This is a genomic window from Pseudomonas sp. TE24901 (genome assembly GCF_054058375.1).
The window spans coordinates 288600-311019 of record NZ_JBSSAF010000009.1 but is presented as its reverse complement, the minus strand read 5'-3'; the positions used below and the strand labels follow the sequence as shown (position 1 = coordinate 311019).

Below are 22420 nucleotides of genomic sequence, written 5' to 3'. Positions count from 1 at the left end.
AAATACAGCAATGTCTATCTCCCAAGACGATATCCTCAACGCCGTAGCTGAAATGTCGGTTCTGCAGGTTGTTGAGCTGATCAAAGCTTTCGAAGAAAAATTCGGCGTTTCCGCTGCCGCTGCTTCCGCTGGCCCAGCTGCTGCTGCTGCCGTTGTTGAAGAGCAAACCGAATTCAACGTCATGCTGACCGAAGCTGGCGAGAAGAAAGTAAACGTGATCAAGGCAGTACGTGAACTGACCGGTCTGGGCCTGAAAGAAGCCAAGGCTGTAGTTGACGGCGCTCCTGCCATGGTTCTGGAAGCTGTTGCCAAAGACGCAGCTGACAAAGCCAAAGCAGTACTGGAAGAAGCAGGCGCTAAAGTCGAGCTGAAGTAAGCATCGACCTTGCGTCTCCAGCCCAAGCGTTAAGCTGAAGGCTGATGGCTGGTGGCTCTTGCCACCGGCCTTTTTCCGTTCTTGGCTGTCGACTCGGTCGCCGCCATTAACGCGCTGTAGCCACCCGATGCGGTGGTGCAAACCATGGGGTTTGCGAGATTTTCTGGCTGCTCCCGTCGGAGGGGCCAAACAAGCAGGTGACCAAGCTGGGGAACGCTGATGGCTTACTCATATACTGAGAAAAAACGTATCCGCAAGGACTTTAGCAAGTTGCCGGACGTCATGGATGTCCCGTACCTTCTGGCTATCCAGCTGGATTCGTATCGTGAATTCTTGCAGGCGGGAGCGACCAAAGATCAGTTCCGCGACGTGGGCCTGCATGCGGCCTTCAAATCCGTTTTCCCGATCATCAGCTACTCCGGCAATGCTGCGCTGGAGTACGTCGGTTATCGCCTGGGCGAACCGGCATTTGATGTCAAAGAATGCGTGTTGCGCGGTGTTACTTACGCCGTACCTTTGCGGGTAAAAGTGCGCCTGATCATTTTCGACAAAGAATCGTCGAACAAAGCGATCAAGGACATCAAAGAGCAAGAAGTCTACATGGGCGAAATCCCATTGATGACAGAGAACGGTACCTTCGTTATCAACGGTACCGAGCGTGTGATCGTTTCCCAGCTGCACCGTTCCCCGGGCGTGTTCTTCGACCACGACCGCGGCAAGACGCACAGCTCCGGCAAGCTCCTGTACTCCGCGCGGATCATTCCGTACCGCGGTTCGTGGTTGGACTTCGAGTTCGACCCGAAAGACTGCGTGTTCGTGCGTATCGACCGTCGTCGCAAGCTGCCGGCTTCGGTACTGCTGCGCGCGCTCGGTTATACCACCGAGCAGGTGCTGGACGCCTTCTACACCACCAACGTATTCAGCCTGAAGGATGAAACCCTCAAGCTGGAGCTGATCGCTTCGCGCCTGCGTGGTGAAATTGCTGTTCTGGACATCCAGGATGACAAGGGCAAGGTCATTGTTGAGGCTGGCCGTCGTATTACTGCGCGCCACATCAACCAGATCGAAAAAGCCGGTATCAAAGAGCTGGAAGTGCCACTGGACTACGTCCTGGGTCGTACTACCGCCAAGGTCATCGTTCACCCGGCAACAGGCGAGATCCTGGCCGAGTGCAACACCGAGCTGAACACCGAGATCCTGGCCAAGATCGCCAAGGCTCAGGTTGTTCGCATCGAGACTTTGTACACCAACGATATCGACTGCGGTCCGTTCATCTCCGACACACTGAAGATCGACTCCACCAGCAACCAATTGGAAGCGCTGGTCGAGATCTATCGCATGATGCGTCCAGGTGAGCCACCAACCAAAGACGCTGCCGAAACCCTGTTCAACAACCTGTTCTTCAGCCCTGAGCGCTATGACCTGTCTGCGGTCGGCCGGATGAAGTTCAACCGTCGTATCGGTCGTACCGAGATCGAAGGTTCGGGCGTGCTGTGCAAGGAAGACATCGTCGCGGTACTGAAGACCCTGGTCGACATCCGTAACGGTAAAGGCATCGTCGATGACATCGACCACCTGGGTAACCGTCGTGTTCGCTGCGTAGGCGAAATGGCCGAGAACCAGTTCCGCGTAGGCCTGGTACGTGTTGAGCGTGCGGTCAAAGAGCGTCTGTCGATGGCAGAAAGCGAAGGCCTGATGCCGCAAGACCTGATCAACGCCAAGCCAGTGGCTGCGGCGGTGAAAGAGTTCTTCGGTTCCAGCCAGCTTTCCCAGTTCATGGACCAGAACAACCCACTCTCCGAGATCACCCACAAGCGCCGTGTATCCGCACTGGGCCCGGGCGGTCTGACCCGTGAGCGTGCAGGCTTTGAAGTGCGTGACGTACACCCGACGCACTACGGTCGTGTTTGCCCGATCGAGACGCCGGAAGGTCCGAACATCGGCCTGATCAACTCCCTGGCCGCGTATGCGCGCACCAACCAGTATGGCTTCCTCGAGAGCCCGTACCGCGTGGTGAAAGACGCTCTGGTCACCGACGAGATCGTGTTCCTGTCGGCCATCGAAGAAGCTGATCACGTGATCGCTCAGGCTTCGGCCACGATGAACGACAAGAAAGTCCTGGTCGACGAGCTGGTAGCTGTTCGTCACTTGAACGAGTTCACCGTCAAGGCGCCGGAAGACGTCACCTTGATGGACGTTTCGCCGAAGCAGGTAGTTTCGGTTGCAGCGTCGCTGATCCCGTTCCTGGAGCACGATGACGCCAACCGTGCGTTGATGGGTTCCAACATGCAGCGTCAAGCTGTACCCACCCTGCGCGCTGACAAGCCGCTGGTAGGTACCGGCATGGAGCGTAACGTAGCCCGTGACTCCGGCGTTTGCGTCGTGGCTCGTCGTGGCGGCGTGATCGACTCCGTTGATGCCAGCCGTATCGTGGTTCGTGTTGCCGATGACGAAGTTGAAACTGGCGAAGCCGGTGTCGACATCTACAACCTGACCAAATACACCCGCTCGAACCAGAACACCTGCATCAACCAGCGTCCGCTGGTGAGCAAGGGTGATCGCGTTCAGCGTAGCGACATCATGGCCGACGGCCCGTCCACCGACATGGGTGAACTGGCACTGGGTCAGAACATGCGCATCGCGTTCATGGCATGGAACGGCTTCAACTTCGAAGACTCCATCTGCCTGTCCGAGCGTGTTGTTCAAGAAGACCGCTTCACCACGATCCACATTCAGGAACTGACCTGTGTGGCGCGTGACACCAAGCTTGGCCCAGAGGAAATCACTGCAGACATCCCGAACGTGGGTGAAGCTGCACTGAACAAGCTGGACGAAGCCGGTATCGTTTATGTAGGTGCTGAAGTAGGCGCAGGCGACATCCTGGTCGGTAAGGTCACTCCGAAAGGCGAGACTCAACTGACTCCGGAAGAAAAACTGCTGCGTGCCATCTTCGGTGAAAAAGCCAGCGACGTTAAAGACACCTCCCTGCGAGTGCCGACTGGCACCAAAGGTACTGTCATCGACGTACAGGTCTTCACCCGTGACGGCGTTGAGCGTGATGCTCGTGCACTGTCCATCGAGAAGACCCAGCTCGACGAGATCCGCAAGGACCTGAACGAAGAGTTCCGTATCGTTGAAGGCGCGACCTTCGAACGTCTGCGTTCCGCTCTGGTAGGCCACAAGGCTGAAGGCGGCGCAGGTCTGAAGAAAGGTCAGGACATCACCGACGAAATCCTCGACGGTCTTGAGCACGGCCAGTGGTTCAAACTGCGCATGGCTGAAGATGCGCTGAACGAGCAGCTCGAGAAGGCCCAGGCCTACATCGTTGATCGCCGCCGTCTGCTGGACGACAAGTTCGAAGACAAGAAGCGCAAACTGCAGCAGGGCGATGACCTGGCTCCAGGCGTGCTGAAAATCGTCAAGGTTTACCTGGCAATCCGTCGCCGCATCCAGCCGGGCGACAAGATGGCCGGTCGTCACGGTAACAAAGGTGTGGTCTCCGTGATCATGCCGGTTGAAGACATGCCGCACGATGCCAATGGCACCCCGGTCGACGTCGTCCTCAACCCGTTGGGCGTACCTTCGCGTATGAACGTTGGTCAGATCCTTGAAACCCACCTGGGCCTCGCGGCCAAAGGTCTGGGCGAGAAGATCAACCGTATGATCGAAGAGCAGCGCAAGGTTGCTGACCTGCGCAAGTTCCTGCACGAGATCTACAACGAGATCGGCGGTCGCAACGAAGAGCTGGACACCTTCTCCGACCAGGAAATCCTGGATCTGGCGAAGAACCTGCGCGGCGGCGTTCCAATGGCTACCCCGGTGTTCGACGGTGCCAAGGAAAGCGAAATCAAGGCCATGCTGAAACTGGCAGACCTGCCAGAAAGCGGCCAGATGCAGCTGTTCGACGGCCGTACCGGCAACAAGTTCGAGCGCCCGGTTACTGTTGGCTACATGTACATGCTGAAGCTGAACCACTTGGTAGACGACAAGATGCACGCCCGTTCTACCGGTTCGTACAGCCTGGTTACCCAGCAGCCGCTGGGTGGTAAGGCTCAGTTCGGTGGTCAGCGTTTCGGGGAGATGGAGGTCTGGGCACTGGAAGCATACGGTGCTGCTTACACTCTGCAAGAAATGCTCACAGTGAAGTCGGACGATGTGAACGGTCGGACCAAGATGTACAAAAACATCGTGGACGGCGATCACCGTATGGAGCCGGGCATGCCCGAGTCCTTCAACGTGTTGATCAAAGAAATTCGTTCCCTCGGCATCGATATCGATCTGGAAACCGAATAACACGTGACGCGAATCGAGAGCGGGGCTGTTTGGCCCGCTCTCTGCTCCGCCAGGAGGAAAGGCCTTGAAAGACCTACTGAATTTGCTGAAAAACCAGGGTCAAGTCGAAGAGTTCGACGCCATCCGTATTGGGTTGGCATCGCCTGAGATGATCCGTTCGTGGTCGTTCGGTGAAGTTAAAAAGCCGGAAACCATCAACTACCGTACGTTCAAACCTGAGCGTGACGGCCTGTTCTGCGCCAAGATCTTTGGCCCGGTAAAGGATTACGAGTGCCTGTGCGGTAAGTACAAGCGCTTGAAGCACCGTGGTGTGATCTGCGAGAAGTGCGGCGTTGAAGTTGCACTGGCCAAGGTTCGTCGTGAGCGCATGGCGCACATCGAGCTGGCTTCGCCGGTTGCCCACATCTGGTTCCTGAAATCGCTGCCGTCCCGTATCGGCTTGCTGATGGACATGACCCTGCGTGATATCGAGCGCGTTCTCTACTTCGAGAGCTATGTCGTTATCGATCCAGGCATGACCACCCTTGAAAAAGGTCAGCTGCTGAACGACGAACAGTACTTCGAAGCGCTGGAAGAGTTCGGCGACGATTTCGATGCCCGCATGGGTGCCGAAGCTGTCCGCGAACTGCTGCACGCTATCGACCTGGAGCACGAGATTGGCCGTCTGCGCGAAGAAATTCCGCAAACCAACTCCGAAACCAAGATCAAGAAACTGTCCAAGCGTCTGAAGTTGATGGAAGCCTTCCAAGGTTCCGGCAACCTGCCAGAGTGGATGGTGCTGACCGTTCTGCCGGTTCTGCCGCCAGACCTGCGTCCGCTGGTACCGTTGGACGGTGGTCGTTTCGCGACCTCCGACCTCAACGACCTGTACCGCCGCGTGATCAACCGTAACAACCGCTTGAAGCGCCTGCTCGATCTGTCCGCTCCGGACATCATCGTGCGCAACGAAAAGCGTATGTTGCAGGAAGCGGTCGATGCCTTGCTCGACAACGGTCGTCGTGGCCGCGCTATCACAGGTTCCAACAAGCGTCCTCTGAAATCCCTGGCTGACATGATCAAGGGTAAGCAAGGTCGTTTCCGTCAGAACTTGCTCGGTAAGCGTGTTGACTACTCCGGTCGTTCGGTAATTACCGTAGGCCCGACCCTGCGTCTGCACCAGTGCGGTCTGCCTAAGAAGATGGCTCTGGAGCTGTTCAAGCCGTTCATCTTCGGCAAGCTGGAAATGCGCGGTCTCGCGACCACCATCAAAGCGGCCAAGAAAATGGTCGAGCGCGAACTGCCAGAGGTTTGGGACGTTCTCGCTGAAGTGATCCGTGAACACCCGGTTCTCCTCAACCGTGCACCGACCCTTCACCGTTTGGGTATCCAGGCGTTTGAACCGGTACTGATCGAAGGTAAGGCTATCCAGCTGCACCCTCTGGTCTGTGCTGCGTACAACGCCGACTTCGACGGCGACCAAATGGCCGTGCACGTACCGCTGACGCTGGAAGCCCAGTTGGAAGCGCGTGCGTTGATGATGTCGACCAACAACATTCTGTCGCCAGCCAACGGTGAGCCAATCATCGTTCCGTCGCAGGACGTTGTATTGGGTCTGTACTACATGACCCGTGAAGCGATCAACGCCAAGGGCGAAGGTCGTGTGTTTGCTGACCTGCAAGAAGTTGACCGTGTGTTCCGTGCCGGCGAAGCCGCACTGCACGCCAAGGTCAAAGTGCGGATCAACGAAACCGTCAACGACCGTGATGGCGGCAGCGTGACCAGCACCCGTATCGTCGACACTACTGTCGGTCGTGCGCTGCTGTATCAAGTTGTACCAAAAGGTCTGTCATACGACGTCGTCAACCTGCCGATGAAGAAAAAGGCGATCTCCAAGCTGATCAACCAGTGCTACCGCGTGGTTGGTCTGAAAGAGACCGTGATCTTCGCTGACCAGTTGATGTACACCGGTTTTGCTTACTCGACCATTTCCGGCGTTTCCATCGGTGTTAACGACTTCGTTATCCCGGATGAAAAAGCCCGCATCATCGGTGCTGCCACCGACGAAGTGAAAGAGATCGAAAGCCAGTACGCCTCCGGCCTGGTAACCCAGGGCGAGAAGTACAACAAGGTAATCGACCTTTGGTCGAAGGCGAACGACGAAGTTTCCAAGGCGATGATGGCCAACCTCTCGAAAGAGAAAGTCATCGACCGTCACGGCGACGAAGTTGACCAAGAGTCCTTCAACTCGATGTACATGATGGCCGACTCGGGCGCACGGGGTTCTGCTGCGCAGATCCGTCAGCTCGCCGGTATGCGTGGCCTGATGGCCAAGCCGGACGGTTCCATCATCGAAACGCCGATTACTGCGAACTTCCGTGAAGGTTTGAGCGTACTCCAGTACTTCATCTCCACTCACGGTGCTCGTAAAGGTCTGGCGGATACCGCGTTGAAAACCGCTAACTCCGGTTACCTGACTCGTCGTCTGGTAGACGTTGCACAAGATCTGGTTGTGACCGAGATCGATTGCGGCACCGAGCACGGCTTGCTGATGACACCGCACATTGAAGGCGGTGACGTTGTAGAGCCGCTGGGTGAGCGCGTATTGGGTCGTGTTATTGCCCGTGACGTATTCAAGCCAGGTACCGAGGAAGTTATCGTTCCTGCTGGCACCCTGGTAGACGAAAAGTGGGTCGAGTTCATCGAACTCAACAGCATCGACGAAGTGATCGTTCGCTCGCCGATCAGCTGCGAAACCCGCTACGGCATTTGCGCCAAGTGCTACGGCCGTGACTTGGCTCGTGGTCACCAGGTGAACATCGGTGAAGCGGTCGGCGTTATCGCTGCCCAGTCCATCGGTGAGCCGGGTACCCAGCTGACCATGCGTACGTTCCACATCGGTGGTGCGGCAAGCCGGACCTCCGCAGCCGACAGCGTTCAGGTGAAGAATGGCGGTACCGTCCGTCTGCACAACCTGAAGCACGTTGAGCGAGTGGATGGCCACCTGGTAGCTGTGTCCCGTTCCGGTGAGCTGGCAATCGCTGATGACTACGGTCGTGAGCGTGAGCGTTACAAGCTGCCGTACGGTGCTGTGATTTCGGTTAAAGAGGGTGACAAGGTCGACGCTGGCGCAATCGTGGCCAAGTGGGATCCGCACACTCACCCAATCGTTACCGAAATGAAAGGTACCGTGACCTACGTGGGCATGGAAGAAGGCATCACGATCAAGCGTCAGACTGACGAATTGACCGGTATGACCAACATTGAAGTACTCGACGCGAAAGATCGTCCAGCTGCCGGTAAAGACATCCGTCCAGCCGTGAAGATGGTCGATGACAACGGCAAGGATCTGTTGCTGCCAGGCACTGACGTTATCGCTCAGTACTTCCTGCCAGCCAACGCCCTGGTCGGTGTAGCGGATGGTGCGAAGATCGCGATCGGTGATGTTATCGCGCGTATCCCGCAAGAAACTTCGAAGACCCGTGACATCACCGGTGGTCTGCCGCGTGTTGCCGACTTGTTCGAAGCGCGTCGTCCGAAAGAAGCGTCGATCCTGGCTGAAGTCAGCGGCACCATCGCGTTCGGTAAAGAGACCAAGGGCAAGCGCCGTCTGGTCATTACCCCGAACGACGGTAGCGATCCGTATGAAGAGCTGATTCCGAAGTGGCGTCACCTGAACGTGTTCGAAGGCGAACAGGTAAACCGCGGCGAAGTTATCTCCGACGGTCCGAGCGATCCACACGACATTCTGCGTCTGCTGGGTGTGAGTGCGCTGGCCAAATACATCGTTAACGAGATCCAGGACGTTTACCGCCTGCAAGGCGTGAAGATCAACGATAAGCACATCGAGACCATCCTGCGTCAGATGCTGCGTAAAGTTGAAATCGCTGAATCCGGCGATTCCAGTTTCATCAAGGGCGACCAGATGGAACTGACTCACGTACTGGTGGAAAACGAGCGCCTGACGAACGAAGACAAATTCGTGTCCAAGTTCACTCGCGTGCTGCTGGGTATCACCAAGGCGTCGTTGTCGACTGAGTCGTTCATCTCGGCGGCCTCCTTCCAGGAGACCACTCGCGTACTGACCGAGGCAGCGGTAACCGGCAAGCGCGATTACCTGCGCGGCCTGAAAGAAAACGTGGTTGTGGGTCGTCTGATCCCGGCCGGTACCGGCTTGGCTTACCACAGCGAACGTAAGCGTCGCCGTGATGCTGACAAGCCGTTGCGCGTAAGCGCCAGTGAAGTGGAAGCTGCACTGACCGAAGCGCTGAACTCCAGCGGTAACTGAGTTCTGCGATAAATAAGTCCGGGCCCTGGCAGCTCCATTCGTCGGATCGAGGCAATTTTGCCCCGGTTCGATGAGAGGGGAGGTCGGGGCCTTGCCTTGACTGGGGGCAAGATCCTCTTTAGACTCTTGTACCCCTAAATTTGGCGGGAATTCGTTCCTGCCATTTTGCTTTTCTTGCAAGACAATAGCGTCGCAAGACAACAGTGGAGCTAGTAGATGGCAACTATCAACCAGCTGGTACGTCAGCCGCGTAAGCGTATCGTCGAGAAATCCGACGTACCTGCGCTGCAGAACTGCCCGCAACGTCGTGGCGTATGCACTCGCGTGTATACCACTACGCCGAAAAAACCTAACTCGGCACTGCGTAAAGTATGCCGTGTGCGCCTGACCAACGGTTTCGAGGTTTCCTCGTACATCGGCGGTGAAGGTCACAACCTGCAAGAGCACAGCGTGGTACTGATCCGCGGCGGTCGTGTAAAAGACTTGCCAGGTGTTCGTTACCACACCGTACGCGGTTCCTTGGATACTTCCGGCGTTAAAGGTCGTAACCAGGGTCGTTCGAAGTACGGTACCAAGAAGCCTAAGTAGTAGCGGCTTTTTGTAACACTGAATCATCTAATTTTCTGAGTCGATAAGAGTAAGGTCGGAGGCGTCCCGAAAGGGCACCGATTCCGAGCGAACCTGAAGACCGTTTGAGGGCTTATCCATGCCAAGAAGACGCGTAGCAGCCAAGCGCGAAGTGCTTGACGATCCAAAATACGGAAGCCAAATTCTGGCCAAGTTCATGAACCACGTGATGGAAAGCGGCAAGAAAGCCGTTGCCGAGCGTATCGTTTATGGCGCGCTGGAAAAGGTTAAAGAACGCAAGAACAGCGACCCCCTGGAAATCTTCGAGAAAGCTCTCGACGCCATCGCTCCGCTGGTCGAAGTAAAGTCGCGCCGTGTAGGCGGTGCTACTTACCAGGTTCCGGTTGAAGTTCGCCCGTCCCGTCGTAACGCTCTGGCAATGCGCTGGTTGGTAGACTTCGCCCGTAAGCGCGGCGAGAAGTCTATGGCTCTGCGTTTGGCTGGCGAACTGTTGGACGCTGCTGAAGGTAAAGGTGCTGCTGTTAAGAAGCGTGAAGACGTGCACCGTATGGCTGAAGCTAACAAAGCTTTCTCGCACTACCGCTTCTAATTTTAGCTTCACTAATTTTGCGAGGGCTTTATGGCTCGTACTACTCCGATTAGCCGCTACCGTAACATCGGTATCGTTGCTCACGTGGATGCTGGTAAAACCACCACCACCGAGCGCGTACTGTTTTACACCGGCAAAAGTCACAAAATGGGCGAGGTGCATGACGGCGCCGCGACCACAGACTGGATGGTTCAGGAGCAGGAGCGTGGTATTACCATTACTTCTGCTGCTATTACCGCCTTCTGGAAAGGTTCCGAGAAGCAGTACAAAGACGAGCACCGCTTCAACGTTATCGATACCCCGGGCCACGTAGACTTCACCATTGAAGTAGAACGTTCCCTGCGCGTACTCGACGGCGCTGTCGTTGTGTTCTGCGGTACCTCGGGTGTTGAGCCTCAGTCGGAAACCGTATGGCGTCAGGCCAACAAATACGGCGTTCCACGTCTTGTTTACGTAAACAAGATGGACCGTGCTGGTGCCAACTTCCTGCGCGTGATCGGTCAGATCAAGCAGCGTCTGGGTCACACTCCGGTGCCGATCCAGTTGGCTATCGGTTCCGAAGATAACTTCCAGGGTCAGATCGATCTGATCAACATGGAAGCTGTCTACTGGAATGACGCTGACAAAGGTATGGTTCCTGTTCGCAAGCCGATCCCTGCCGAGCTTCAAGAGCTGGCTGACGAGTGGCGCAATAACATGGTTGAGGCTGCTGCCGAAGCCAGCGAAGAGCTGATGAACAAGTACCTCGAAGGTGAAGAACTCACCAACGCGGAAATCAAGGCCGCTCTGCGTCAGCGTACCATCGCTGGCGAAATCGTCCTGGCTGTTTGCGGTTCCTCGTTCAAGAACAAGGGTGTTCCCCTGGTTCTCGACGCCGTTATCGACTTCTTGCCTGCTCCAACCGATATTCCTGCTATCAAGGGTTCGAACCCTGATAACGAGGAAGAAGAGATGGAGCGTCACGCAAGTGATGACGAGCCGTTCTCGGCTTTGGCGTTCAAGATCGCTACCGACCCATTCGTGGGTACTTTGACTTTCGTCCGCGTTTACTCGGGCGTGTTGGCATCCGGCGACGGCGTGATCAACTCGGTCAAAGGCAAGAAAGAGCGTGTGGGTCGTATGGTGCAAATGCACGCAAACGCCCGTGAAGAGATCAAGGAAGTACGCGCTGGTGACATCGCGGCCCTGATCGGCATGAAGGACGTCACCACTGGTGAGACTTTGTGCGACGCTGCCAAGCCAATCATCCTGGTTCGCATGGACTTCCCGGAGCCGGTTATTTCGGTTGCCGTAGAGCCTAAGACCAAGGATGACCAGGAAAAAATGGGTATCGCTCTGGGCAAGCTTGCTCAGGAAGATCCATCTTTCCGCGTCAAGACTGATGAAGAGACTGGTCAAACGATCATCTCCGGCATGGGCGAGTTGCACCTGGACATCCTGGTTGACCGGATGCGCCGTGAGTTCAACGTCGAAGCCAACATCGGTAAGCCTCAGGTTTCCTATCGTGAGCGCATCACGAAGAACTGTGAAATCGAAGGCAAGTTCGTTCGTCAGTCCGGCGGTCGTGGTCAGTTCGGTCACTGCTGGATCCGTTTTGCTCCTGCTGACGAAGGTCAGGAAGGTCTGCAATTCTTGAACGAAGTAGTGGGTGGTGTGGTTCCTAAGGAATACATCCCGGCTATCCAGAAGGGCATCGAAGAGCAGATGAAGAACGGTGTTGTCGCCGGCTATCCGCTGATCGGCCTGAAAGCAACCGTTTTTGACGGTTCTTACCACGACGTCGACTCCAACGAGATGGCGTTTAAGGTGGCTGCCTCCATGGCTACCAAGCAACTGGCCCAGAAGGGCGGTGGTGAGTTGCTTGAGCCGATCATGGCGGTAGAAGTTGTTACACCTGAAGACTATATGGGTGATGTCATGGGCGACCTTAACCGTCGTCGCGGCATGATCTTGGGTATGGAAGACACGGTTTCCGGCAAAGTGATTCGCGCCGAGGTTCCGTTGGGTGAGATGTTCGGTTATGCGACCGACGTTCGCTCCATGTCCCAGGGTCGCGCAAGCTACTCTATGGAATTCAAAAAATACAACACAGCTCCGGCGCACATCGCTGAAACTGTATCCAAAAAACAAGGCTGATTCAGTCCTTTAGGCAAGGAGTTAATTGTCGTGGCTAAAGAAAAATTTGATCGTTCCCTACCGCACGTAAACGTTGGCACCATCGGCCACGTTGACCACGGTAAAACCACTCTGACCGCTGCTCTGACTCGCGTCTGCTCCGAAGTTTTCGGTTCGGCTCGTGTTGACTTCGACAAGATCGACAGCGCACCAGAAGAAAAAGCTCGTGGTATCACCATCAACACCGCTCACGTTGAGTACAACTCGACTATTCGTCACTACGCTCACGTTGACTGCCCAGGTCACGCTGACTACGTGAAGAACATGATCACCGGTGCTGCCCAGATGGACGGCGCGATCCTGGTTTGCTCGGCCGCTGATGGTCCGATGCCACAAACCCGTGAGCACATCCTGCTGTCCCGTCAGGTAGGCGTTCCGTACATCGTGGTTTTCCTGAACAAGGCTGACCTGGTAGACGACGCTGAGCTGCTGGAACTGGTTGAGATGGAAGTGCGCGATCTGCTGAGCACTTACGACTTCCCAGGTGACGACACTCCGATCATCATCGGTTCTGCTCGTATGGCTCTGGAAGGCAACGACGATAACGAAATGGGCACCACTGCCGTTCGTAAACTGGTTGAAACCCTGGACAGCTACATCCCAGAACCAGTTCGTCTGACTGACAAGCCGTTCCTGATGCCAATCGAAGACGTGTTCTCGATCTCCGGTCGCGGTACTGTTGTGACTGGTCGTATCGAGCGCGGTATCGTTCGCGTTCAGGATCCACTGGAAATCGTTGGTCTGCGTGACACTACCCTCACCACCTGCACCGGTGTTGAAATGTTCCGTAAGCTGCTCGACGAAGGTCGTGCTGGCGAGAACTGCGGCGTTCTGCTGCGTGGTACCAAGCGTGACGACGTTGAGCGTGGCCAGGTTCTGGTTAAGCCAGGTTCGGTTAAGCCGCACACCAAGTTCACCGCAGAAGTTTACGTTCTGAGCAAGGAAGAAGGCGGTCGTCACACTCCGTTCTTCAAAGGCTACCGTCCACAGTTCTACTTCCGTACTACTGACGTGACCGGTAACTGCGAGCTGCCAGAAGGCGTTGAAATGGTAATGCCAGGCGATAACATTCAAATGACTGTTACCCTGATCAAAACCATCGCAATGGAAGACGGTCTGCGCTTCGCTATCCGTGAAGGCGGCCGTACCGTTGGTGCTGGCGTTGTAGCTAAAATCATCGAGTAATTATCTCTTCTGAGATAGTGCTGATGTTTTGAGAAAGCCCCCGCTCAGCGGGGGCTTTTTTATTGGGTTGACACCTATCTGGGGCGTCTATAGAATTGCGCCTCCTTTTAACGGGCGCATTGCGCCCGGTGGGAATAGCAGCCGGAGTCTGAAATCCAATGCAAAATCAGCAAATCCGTATCAGGTTGAAGGCTTTTGACCATCGCCTGATCGACCAATCCACCCAGGAAATCGTGGAAACCGCGAAACGTACTGGTGCTCAAGTGCGTGGTCCAATTCCACTGCCTACCCGTAAAGAGCGGTTCACCGTTCTGGTCTCCCCGCACGTCAACAAAGACGCGCGTGACCAGTACGAGATCCGTACTCATAAGCGCGTACTGGACATCGTCCAGCCAACGGATAAAACCGTTGATGCACTTATGAAGCTCGATCTGGCGGCCGGTGTGGAAGTACAGATCAGCCTCGGCTAAGACTCGGGTCTTAGTCGTGTAACGCTCTGAAATGGGCGGCCATAGCGGGTGAAAGCCCCGTACACTCATGAGGTTTACAACATGACTATTGGTGTAGTCGGTCGTAAATGCGGTATGACCCGTATTTTCACCGAAGAAGGTGTCTCCATTCCGGTCACGGTCATTGAGATCGAGCCGAATCGCGTCACCCAGTTCAAAACTGAAGAAACCGATGGCTATCGTGCAGTGCAAGTCACTGTCGGCGAGCGTCGTGCTTCGCGCGTGACTGCTGCTCAAGCAGGTCACTTCGCTAAGGCAAACGTTGCAGCTGGTCGCACTGTCATGGAGTTCCGTCTTGAAGACGGCGACTACCAGGCTGGCGATCTGATCAGCGCTGAAATCTTCGCTGCTGGTCAACTGGTTGATGTAACCGGTCAGTCCAAAGGTAAAGGCTTCCAGGGTACGATCAAGCGTTGGAATTTCCGTGGCCAAGACAACACTCACGGTAACTCCGTTTCCCACCGCGTCCCGGGCTCTATTGGCCAGTGCCAGACTCCTGGTCGTGTATTCAAGGGCAAGAAAATGTCCGGTCATATGGGCGCTGAGCGCGTGACCGTGCAGTCCCTCGAAGTAGTGCGCGTCGACGCTGAACGCAATCTGTTGTTGGTCAAGGGTGCTGTTCCTGGCGCTACTGGCGGCAACCTGGTTGTACGTCCAGCGGCCAAGGCTCGCGGTTAAGGGGAAGCTGACATGCAATTAAATGTAAATGACGCTCAAGCGATCGAAGTTTCCGAACTGACATTTGGCGGCGAATTCAACGAGACGCTGGTTCACCAAGCAGTCGTGGCCTACATGGCCGGCGGCCGTCAAGGTAGCAAGCAGCAAAAGACCCGTTCCGACGTTCGTGGTGGCGGTAAGCGCCCTTGGCGTCAGAAAGGTACTGGCCGTGCTCGTGCCGGTACTATCCGTAGCCCAATCTGGCGTGGCGGCGGTACCACTTTCGCAGCTCGTCCGCAGGATCACTCGCAGAAGCTCAACAAGAAGATGTACCGCGCAGCTCTGCGCTCCATCCTTGCTGAACTCGTGCGTACCGACCGCCTGGTCGTGGTTCAGGACTTCGCTGTTGAAAGCCCGAAAACCAAAGATCTGCTGGGCAAACTGAACAACATGAGCCTGACCGACGTTTTGATCGTGTCGGAAGCTGTTGATCAGAACCTGTACCTGGCTGCTCGTAACCTGCCACACGTTGATGTACGTGACGTGCAAGGTTCCGATCCAGTTAGTCTGATCGCATACGACAAGGTGTTGATCACCGTGTCGGCCGTGAAGAAATTCGAGGAGCTGCTGGGATGAACCAGGAACGCGTATTTAAAGTTCTGCTTGGCCCGCACGTTTCCGAAAAGGCTACGGTTCTGGCTGACAAGAAAGGCCAGTTCGTTTTCAAGGTTGCAACTGACGCAACCAAGCTGGAAATCAAGAAGGCCGTCGAAAGCCTGTTCAGCGTGAAAGTAGAGCGTGTTACTACCCTGAACGTTCTGGGTAAGAGCAAGCGCACTGCTCGCGGTCTGGGCAAGCGTAATGACTGGAAGAAGGCAGTTATCTCCCTTCAACCAGGCCAAGATCTCGATTTCAGCAGCAGTGCTGAGTAAGGAAGGGGTGCATCATGGCAATCGTTAAATGCAAACCGACTTCCCCTGGCCGCCGTTTTGTGGTCAAGGTGGTCAACCAGGAGCTGCATAAAGGCGCTCCTCACGCACCGCTGCTCGAGAAGAAATCGAAGTCTGGTGGTCGTAACAACAATGGTCGTATTACCACTCGTCACATCGGTGGTGGCCATAAGCAGCATTATCGTCTGGTCGATTTCCGTCGCAACGACAAAGATGGCATCGCTGCCACTGTCGAGCGTATCGAATACGATCCAAACCGTACTGCTCACATCGCTCTGCTGCTGTACGCAGATGGCGAGCGTCGCTACATCATCGCCCCTAAAGGCGTGAGCGCTGGCGACCAGCTGATCGCAGGTGCCTTGGCACCGATCAAGCCGGGCAACGCTCTGCAACTGCGCAACATTCCAGTTGGTAGCACCGTACACGGCATCGAATTGAAGCCAGGTAAAGGCGCACAGATCGCTCGTTCCGCTGGTGCTTCGGCTCAGCTGATCGCTCGTGAAGGTGTCTACGTGACCCTGCGTCTGCGTTCTGGTGAGATGCGTAAAGTGCTGGCTGAGTGCCGCGCGACCCTGGGCGAAGTCTCGAACTCCGAGCACAGCCTGCGTTCGCTGGGTAAAGCTGGTGCCAAACGCTGGCGTGGCGTTCGCCCAACCGTTCGTGGTGTTGCCATGAACCCGGTTGACCACCCACACGGTGGTGGTGAAGGTCGTACCTCTGGTGGTCGTCATCCGGTATCGCCATGGGGCTTCCCGACTAAGGGCGCGAAGACTCGTGGTAATAAGCGTACCGACAAAATGATCGTCCGTCGTCGCAAGTAAATAGAGGGATACGACAGTGCCACGTTCTCTGAAAAAAGGTCCTTTTATTGATCTTCACCTACTGAAGAAGATCGAAGTGGCGGCGGAAAAGAACGATCGCAAACCAGTTAAGACCTGGTCGCGTCGTTCGATGATCCTGCCACAAATGGTCGGTCTGACCATCGCAGTACACAACGGTCGTCAACACGTCCCAGTTCTCGTTAACGAAGACATGGTCGGCCACAAACTGGGCGAGTTCGCCGGTACCCGCACTTATCGTGGGCACGTGGCAGACAAGAAAGCCAAGCGTTAAGGGGTAAGGAAATGGAAGTAGCCGCTAAGTTGTCGGGCGCTCGAATCTCCGCCCAGAAAGCCCGCTTGGTCGCCGACCAGATCCGCGGGAAGAAGGTGGGCGAAGCGCTCAACCTGTTGGCTTTCAGCAGTAAGAAAGCCGCCGAGATCATGAAGAAAGTGCTGGAGTCGGCCGTAGCCAACGCCGAGCATAACGAAGGCGCAGACGTTGATGACCTGAAGGTCAGTACCGTTTTCGTCAACGAAGGGCGTTCGCTGAAGCGCATCATGCCACGTGCCAAAGGCCGTGCTGATCGCATCGTCAAGCGGTCTTGCCATATCACTGTCAAGGTTGCTGACAAGTAACGGAGTCGAAGAGATGGGTCAGAAAGTACATCCCATTGGCATTCGCCTGGGAATCGTCAAGGAGCACACCTCCGTCTGGTACGCAGACGGTCGGACTTATGCGGACTACTTGTTCGCTGATCTGAAGGTGCGTGAGTATCTCCAAGACAAACTAAAAAGCGCGTCCGTAAGCCGTATCGATATCCATCGTCCGGCCCAAACTGCACGTATCACCATCCACACCGCTCGTCCAGGTATCGTTATCGGGAAGAAAGGTGAAGATGTTGAGAAACTGCGTCAGGACCTGACCAAGCAAATGGGTGTGCCTGTGCACATCAATATCGAAGAGATCCGCAAGCCGGAGCTCGACGGTATGCTGGTTGCGCAGAGCGTAGCTCAGCAGCTGGAGCGTCGCGTAATGTTCCGTCGCGCTATGAAGCGCGCCGTACAGAACGCCATGCGCATTGGTGCCAAAGGCATCAAAATCCAAGTGAGCGGTCGTCTCGGCGGTGCTGAAATCGCACGTACTGAATGGTATCGCGAAGGTCGTGTGCCACTGCACACCCTGCGTGCCGACATCGACTATGCCAACTACGAAGCTCACACCACTTACGGTGTGATCGGTGTAAAGGTTTGGATCTTCAAAGGCGAAGTAATTGGTGGTCGCCAAGAAGAACTGAAACCACAAGCACCAGCGCCTCGTAAAAAAGCTGCTAAGTAAGGGGTACGCCAAATGTTGCAACCTAAGCGTACGAAGTTCCGCAAGCAGATGACAGGCCACAACCGTGGTCTGGCTCAGCGCGGTAGCAAAGTCAGCTTCGGCGAGTTCGCGCTGAAGTCTGTAGCTCGTGGTCGTCTCACCGCTCGTCAGATCGAGTCAGCGCGTCGTGCTCTGACCCGTCACGTAAAACGTGGTGGCAAGATCTGGATCCGTGTATTCCCGGACAAGCCGATCTCCAAAAAGCCTCTCGAGGTTCGGATGGGTAAAGGTAAGGGTAACGTGGAATACTGGGTAGCCCAGATTCAGCCAGGCAAAGTCCTGTATGAAATCGAGGGTGTTTCTGAAGAGCTGGCGCGTGAGGCTTTCGCCCTGGCTGCTGCAAAGCTGCCGCTCGCCACCTCCTTTGTTAAACGGACGGTGATGTGATGAAAGCGAATGAACTTCGTGAAAAATCCGCACAGCAGCTGAACGAGCAACTGCTCGGCCTGCTGCGCGACCAGTTCAATCTGCGTATGCAGAAAGCAACTGGCCAGTTGGGGCAGTCTCATCTGCTCTCGCAAGTTAAGCGTGACATCGCTCGCGTGAAGACTGTGCTCAACCAGCAGGCAGGTAAGTGATCATGGCTGAAGCCGAAAAGACTGTCCGTACGCTGACTGGCCGTGTTGTCAGCGACAAGATGGACAAAACCATCACCGTTCTGATCGAGCGTCGCGTTAAGCACCCGATCTACGGTAAATATGTTAAGCGTTCGACTAAGCTGCACGCGCACGACGAAACCAATCAGTGCCACATCGGCGACAAAGTCACTATTCGTGAAACTCGTCCGCTGGCCAAGACCAAGTCTTGGGCACTGGTTGATGTTCTCGAACGCGCTGTGGAAGTCTAAGGACTAGGGGTCGGAGAAATTATATGATTCAGACTCAATCCATGCTCGATGTGGCCGATAACAGCGGCGCTCGCCGTGTTATGTGCATCAAGGTGCTGGGTGGCTCCCATCGTCGTTACGCTGGTATCGGTGACATCATCAAAGTTACCGTGAAGGAAGCAATTCCTCGCGGTAAGGTGAAAAAAGGCCAAGTGATGACTGCTGTTGTAGTCCGCACTCGTCACGGCGTACGCCGTGCAGATGGCTCCATTATCCGCTTTGATGGCAACGCTGCTGTTCTTCTGAACAACAAGCAAGAGCCGATCGGCACCCGTATCTTTGGGCCAGTGACCCGTGAACTTCGTACTGAGAAGTTCATGAAGATCGTCTCGCTCGCCCCAGAAGTGCTGTAAGGAGATCCGACATGCAAAAGATTCGTCGTGACGACGAGATCATCGTGATCGCCGGCAAAGACAAAGGTAAGCGCGGTAAGGTGCTGAAGGTTCTCGCTGACGACCGTCTGGTCGTTGGTGGTCTGAACCTGGTCAAGCGTCATACCAAGCCTAACCCGATGTCGGGCGTACAGGGCGGTATCGTCGAGAAAGAAGCGCCACTGCACGCTTCTAACGTCGCCATCTTCAACGGCGAAACCAACAAGGCTGACCGCGTTGGTTTCAAAGTAGAAGACGGTAAGAAAATTCGTGTCTTCAAGTCGACCCAAAAAGCGGTTGATGCTTGAACACTGCTAGGTAGATAAGACCATGGCACGACTACAAGAGATTTACCGGAAGGAAATCGCCCCCAAGCTTAAGGAAGAACTTAAGCTCGGGAACGTGATGGAAGTTCCGCGCGTCACCAAAATCACCCTGAACATGGGTCTGGGCGAAGCGATCGGCGACAAAAAAGTCATCGAGCACGCTGTTGCTGACCTGGAAAAGATCACCGGCCAGAAAGTCGTTGTGACCTACGCTCGGAAATCCATCGCTGGCTTTAAAGTCCGTGAAGGTTGGCCGATCGGCGTCAAAGTGACCCTGCGCCGTGAGCGTATGTACGAGTTCCTGGATCGTCTGCTGTCGATCTCCCTGCCTCGGGTTCGCGACTTCCGCGGCCTGAATGCCAAGTCCTTCGACGGTCGTGGTAACTACAGCATGGGCGTGAAAGAGCAGATCATCTTCCCGGAAATCGACTACGACAAGATCGATGCTCTCCGCGGTCTGGACATCACCCTGACCACCACTGCCAAGAACGATGATGAAGGTCGCGCCCTGTTGCGTGCTTTCAAATTCCCGTTCCGCAACTGATTGGAGTAGGACCATGGCCAAGATGAGCATGAAAAACCGCGAGCTGAAGCGTCAGCTCACGGTTGCCAAGTACGCCAAGAAGCGTGCAGCACTGAAAGCAATCATCGTTGATCTGAACGCAAGTCCAGAAGCGCGTTGGGAAGCTACAGTTGCCCTGCAGAAGCAGCCACGTGACGCAAGCGCTTCGCGCATGCGTAACCGCTGCCGCCTGACCGGTCGTCCACACGGCGTTTACCGCAAGTTCGGCCTCGGCCGTAACAAACTGCGTGAAGCGGCAATGCGTGGTGACGTACCAGGTCTGGTTAAAGCCAGCTGGTAAGTACTTTCAAAGTCCGGGTGGTTGGCGTCGCAAGATAGCGACCACCGGTGACCTTGAATCTGGAACAAGCCCCTTTTGGGGCTTGTTTCATTTCCGGAGTGTGTCTAGAATACCCGGCTCGCCTGAGCCCGTGTTTTCTATGCCCGGAGATTCTCGGCGACATATGTAGCCGCAAGGCTAATTTTTTTGTATTAGGAGCGTCTAGCCCATGAGTATGCAGGACCCGTTAGCGGACATGCTAACTCGTATCCGTAATGCCCAGATGGCTGAAAAGTCCGTCGTAAGCATGCCATCTTCCAAGTTGAAGGTAGCTGTTGCCAAAGTCCTGAAAGACGAAGGCTACATTGCGGGTTATCAGATCAGCAGCGATGTAAAAGCACTGCTGTCCATCGAGCTGAAGTACTTCGAAGGCCGTTCGGTCATCGAGGAAGTGAAGCGCGTTAGCCGTCCAGGCCTGCGTCAGTACAAGTCCGCTGAAGATCTGCCGAAAGTTCGTGGCGGTCTGGGCGTGTCTATCGTCTCCACCAACAAAGGTGTGATGACGGATCGTGCTGCGCGCGCTGCCGGTGTCGGCGGCGAAGTTCTTTGCACTGTGTTCTAAGGGGGGATAAGCATGTCTCGCGTCGCTAAGAACCCCGTTAAGCTGCCAGCCGGTGTCGAAGTCAAATTCGCAGGCCAACAGCTTTCGGTGAAGGGTGCCAAGGGTACTCTTGAACTGAACATCCATTCGTCCGTTGAGATCGTTGAAGAAGCTGGTGAGCTGCGTTTCGCTGCTCGCAATGGCGATCAACAAACTCGCGCAATGGCCGGTACCACGCGTGCGTTGGTAAACAACATGGTCCAAGGCGTAAGCCAAGGCTTCGAGCGCAAGCTCCAGCTGGTCGGTGTTGGTTACAAGGCGCAAGCAAAAGGCACGGTTTTGAACCTGGCCCTTGGCTTCTCGCACCCTGTGGATTACGAACTGCCAGCGGGCATCACTGCTGAGACCCCTAGCCAGACCGATATCCTGATCAAGGGCATCGATAAGCAGCTGGTAGGTCAAGTGGCCGCTGAGATCCGCGACTTCCGTCCACCAGAGCCGTACAAAGGCAAAGGTGTGCGCTACGCGGACGAAGTCGTCCGTCGTAAAGAAGCCAAGAAGAAGTAGGGCATAGCAAATGACCGACAAAAAAGTTACTCGACTGCGTCGCGCTCGCAAAGCACGCCTGAAAATGCACGAACTCGAAGTCGTGCGTCTCTGCGTGTTCCGCTCGTCGCAGCACATCTACGCCCAGGTCATCTCGGCCGACGGCAACAAAGTCCTGGCAAGCGCCTCGACTTTGGATAAAGAACTGCGTGATGGTGCCACCGGCAACATCGACGCGGCCACAAAGGTTGGCCAGCTGGTCGCTACGCGTGCTAAGGCCGCTGGCGTCTCGCAAGTGGCTTTCGACCGCTCTGGCTTCAAGTACCACGGTCGCGTGAAAGCGCTGGCTGATGCTGCTCGTGAAGCTGGGCTGGAGTTCTAAGTTATGTCAAATAACGACCAAAAGCGCGACGAAGGCTACATTGAGAAGCTGGTTCAAGTTAACCGCGTAGCCAAAACCGTTAAAGGCGGCCGTATCTTCACTTTCACCGCGTTGACCGTGGTAGGTGATGGTAAAGGGCGTGTTGGCTTCGGCCGTGGCAAGTCGCGTGAAGTGCCTGCTGCAATCCAGAAGGCTATGGAAGCTGCTCGTCGCAACATGATCCAAGTTGATCTGAACGGCACCACTCTGCAGTACGCAATGAAGTCTGCCCATGGCGCTTCGAAGGTGTACATGCAGCCTGCTTCTGAAGGTACCGGTATCATCGCTGGCGGCGCTATGCGTGCTGTCCTCGAAGTTGCTGGCGTTCAGAACGTTCTGGCCAAGTGCTATGGCTCGACTAACCCGGTAAACGTGGTTCACGCCACCTTCAAGGGTCTGAAGGCTATGCAATCTCCTGAGTCCATCGCTGCCAAGCGTGGCCTGACTGTCAAGGAGATCTTCTGATCATGGCTACCGTTAAAGTAACGCTGATCAAAAGCATGACCGGCCGCATCCCTAACCACAAACTGTGTGTTAAAGGTCTGGGTCTGCGTCGCATCGGTCACACTGTAGAAGTCCAGGATACTCCCGAGAATCGCGGGATGATCAACAAGGCTTACTACATGCTGCGTGTAGAGGGTTAAT

General features: G+C 55.5%; 27 protein-coding genes. All 27 read left to right on the top strand.

From position 1 onward, the window contains the following. Positions 1-10 precede the first annotated feature (10 nt). Positions 11-376: a 50S ribosomal protein L7/L12 gene (gene rplL, locus ACVWVP_RS20020; protein WP_053125869.1), complete on the top strand. Its 366-nt coding sequence runs from the start codon at positions 11-13 to the stop codon at positions 374-376. Positions 377-595: 219 nt separating this feature from the next. Then, the gene (gene rpoB, locus ACVWVP_RS20015) at positions 596-4669 is read left to right on the top strand and encodes a DNA-directed RNA polymerase subunit beta (RefSeq protein WP_016969475.1); all 4074 of its coding nucleotides are present in this window, start codon (positions 596-598) and stop codon (positions 4667-4669) included. 64 nt (positions 4670-4733) lie between these two features. Then, positions 4734-8933: a DNA-directed RNA polymerase subunit beta' gene (gene rpoC / locus ACVWVP_RS20010; RefSeq protein ID WP_178924235.1), complete on the top strand. Its 4200-nt coding sequence runs from the start codon at positions 4734-4736 to the stop codon at positions 8931-8933. 216 nt (positions 8934-9149) lie between these two features. Then, complete coding sequence (rpsL, locus tag ACVWVP_RS20005; RefSeq protein WP_002555494.1) at positions 9150-9521, top strand: 30S ribosomal protein S12; 372 nt, start codon at positions 9150-9152, stop codon at positions 9519-9521. 118 nt (positions 9522-9639) lie between these two features. Beyond that, positions 9640-10110 carry a 30S ribosomal protein S7 gene (rpsG, locus tag ACVWVP_RS20000; protein WP_002555493.1) on the top strand — a complete coding sequence of 157 codons (471 nt, stop codon included), beginning with the start codon at positions 9640-9642 and terminating at the stop codon, positions 10108-10110. A 30-nt stretch (positions 10111-10140) separates the two neighbouring features. Continuing rightward, the gene (gene fusA, locus ACVWVP_RS19995; protein WP_178924237.1) at positions 10141-12246 is read left to right on the top strand and encodes an elongation factor G; all 2106 of its coding nucleotides are present in this window, start codon (positions 10141-10143) and stop codon (positions 12244-12246) included. Positions 12247-12276: 30 nt separating this feature from the next. Next, positions 12277-13470 (top strand): elongation factor Tu, encoded by a 1194-nt coding sequence (gene tuf / locus ACVWVP_RS19990; RefSeq protein WP_457407656.1) that lies wholly within the window; start codon positions 12277-12279, stop codon positions 13468-13470. Positions 13471-13628: 158 nt separating this feature from the next. Continuing rightward, positions 13629-13940, top strand: a complete 312-nt coding sequence (gene rpsJ, locus ACVWVP_RS19985; protein WP_003186070.1) for a 30S ribosomal protein S10 — start codon at positions 13629-13631, stop codon at positions 13938-13940. 81 nt (positions 13941-14021) lie between these two features. After that, a complete protein-coding gene (gene rplC, locus ACVWVP_RS19980) occupies positions 14022-14657 on the top strand; it encodes a 50S ribosomal protein L3 (protein ID WP_065891200.1) in 636 nt (211 codons plus the stop codon). Between the two features lie 12 nt (positions 14658-14669). After that, positions 14670-15272 (top strand): 50S ribosomal protein L4, encoded by a 603-nt coding sequence (gene rplD, locus ACVWVP_RS19975; RefSeq protein WP_003176424.1) that lies wholly within the window; start codon positions 14670-14672, stop codon positions 15270-15272. Next, positions 15269-15568 carry a 50S ribosomal protein L23 gene (gene rplW / locus ACVWVP_RS19970; RefSeq protein WP_002555488.1) on the top strand — a complete coding sequence of 100 codons (300 nt, stop codon included), beginning with the start codon at positions 15269-15271 and terminating at the stop codon, positions 15566-15568. Before rplD ends, rplW begins: the two co-directional genes overlap by 4 nt. A 14-nt stretch (positions 15569-15582) precedes the next feature. Further along, complete coding sequence (rplB, locus tag ACVWVP_RS19965; protein WP_003186055.1) at positions 15583-16407, top strand: 50S ribosomal protein L2; 825 nt, start codon at positions 15583-15585, stop codon at positions 16405-16407. Between the two features lie 16 nt (positions 16408-16423). Further along, on the top strand, positions 16424-16699 hold the full coding sequence (rpsS, locus tag ACVWVP_RS19960; protein ID WP_002555486.1) for a 30S ribosomal protein S19: 276 nt from the start codon (positions 16424-16426) through the stop codon (positions 16697-16699). A gap of 11 nt (positions 16700-16710) precedes the next feature. Then, the gene (rplV, locus tag ACVWVP_RS19955; RefSeq protein WP_003103908.1) at positions 16711-17043 is read left to right on the top strand and encodes a 50S ribosomal protein L22; all 333 of its coding nucleotides are present in this window, start codon (positions 16711-16713) and stop codon (positions 17041-17043) included. A 13-nt stretch (positions 17044-17056) separates the two neighbouring features. Beyond that, positions 17057-17743, top strand: coding sequence for a 30S ribosomal protein S3 (gene rpsC, locus ACVWVP_RS19950; protein ID WP_003176422.1), 687 nt, complete (start codon positions 17057-17059; stop codon positions 17741-17743). Positions 17744-17755: 12 nt separating this feature from the next. Beyond that, positions 17756-18169 carry a 50S ribosomal protein L16 gene (gene rplP, locus ACVWVP_RS19945; protein ID WP_003176421.1) on the top strand — a complete coding sequence of 138 codons (414 nt, stop codon included), beginning with the start codon at positions 17756-17758 and terminating at the stop codon, positions 18167-18169. Next, entirely contained in the window at positions 18169-18360 is a 192-nt protein-coding gene (rpmC, locus tag ACVWVP_RS19940; protein ID WP_002555481.1) for a 50S ribosomal protein L29, read from the top strand. The genes rplP and rpmC overlap by 1 nt, the downstream gene beginning before the upstream one ends. A 2-nt stretch (positions 18361-18362) precedes the next feature. Next, complete coding sequence (gene rpsQ / locus ACVWVP_RS19935; RefSeq protein WP_003176419.1) at positions 18363-18629, top strand: 30S ribosomal protein S17; 267 nt, start codon at positions 18363-18365, stop codon at positions 18627-18629. Between the two features lie 23 nt (positions 18630-18652). Then, positions 18653-19021, top strand: coding sequence for a 50S ribosomal protein L14 (gene rplN, locus ACVWVP_RS19930; RefSeq protein ID WP_002555479.1), 369 nt, complete (start codon positions 18653-18655; stop codon positions 19019-19021). An 11-nt stretch (positions 19022-19032) separates the two neighbouring features. Further along, entirely contained in the window at positions 19033-19347 is a 315-nt protein-coding gene (gene rplX / locus ACVWVP_RS19925) for a 50S ribosomal protein L24 (RefSeq protein WP_007896770.1), read from the top strand. Positions 19348-19369: 22 nt separating this feature from the next. Then, entirely contained in the window at positions 19370-19909 is a 540-nt protein-coding gene (gene rplE, locus ACVWVP_RS19920) for a 50S ribosomal protein L5 (RefSeq protein ID WP_003194642.1), read from the top strand. A gap of 13 nt (positions 19910-19922) precedes the next feature. Then, positions 19923-20228: a 30S ribosomal protein S14 gene (rpsN, locus tag ACVWVP_RS19915; RefSeq protein ID WP_003176414.1), complete on the top strand. Its 306-nt coding sequence runs from the start codon at positions 19923-19925 to the stop codon at positions 20226-20228. Between the two features lie 208 nt (positions 20229-20436). Then, positions 20437-20829: a 30S ribosomal protein S8 gene (rpsH, locus tag ACVWVP_RS19910; RefSeq protein ID WP_010206883.1), complete on the top strand. Its 393-nt coding sequence runs from the start codon at positions 20437-20439 to the stop codon at positions 20827-20829. A gap of 12 nt (positions 20830-20841) precedes the next feature. After that, a complete protein-coding gene (gene rplF / locus ACVWVP_RS19905) occupies positions 20842-21375 on the top strand; it encodes a 50S ribosomal protein L6 (protein ID WP_003194640.1) in 534 nt (177 codons plus the stop codon). Between the two features lie 10 nt (positions 21376-21385). Beyond that, entirely contained in the window at positions 21386-21736 is a 351-nt protein-coding gene (gene rplR / locus ACVWVP_RS19900; RefSeq protein ID WP_003186037.1) for a 50S ribosomal protein L18, read from the top strand. 3 nt (positions 21737-21739) lie between these two features. Then, on the top strand, positions 21740-22240 hold the full coding sequence (gene rpsE, locus ACVWVP_RS19895) for a 30S ribosomal protein S5 (RefSeq protein WP_003176409.1): 501 nt from the start codon (positions 21740-21742) through the stop codon (positions 22238-22240). 2 nt (positions 22241-22242) lie between these two features. Continuing rightward, positions 22243-22419: a 50S ribosomal protein L30 gene (rpmD, locus tag ACVWVP_RS19890; protein WP_003176408.1), complete on the top strand. Its 177-nt coding sequence runs from the start codon at positions 22243-22245 to the stop codon at positions 22417-22419. Position 22420: the final 1 nt, after the last annotated feature.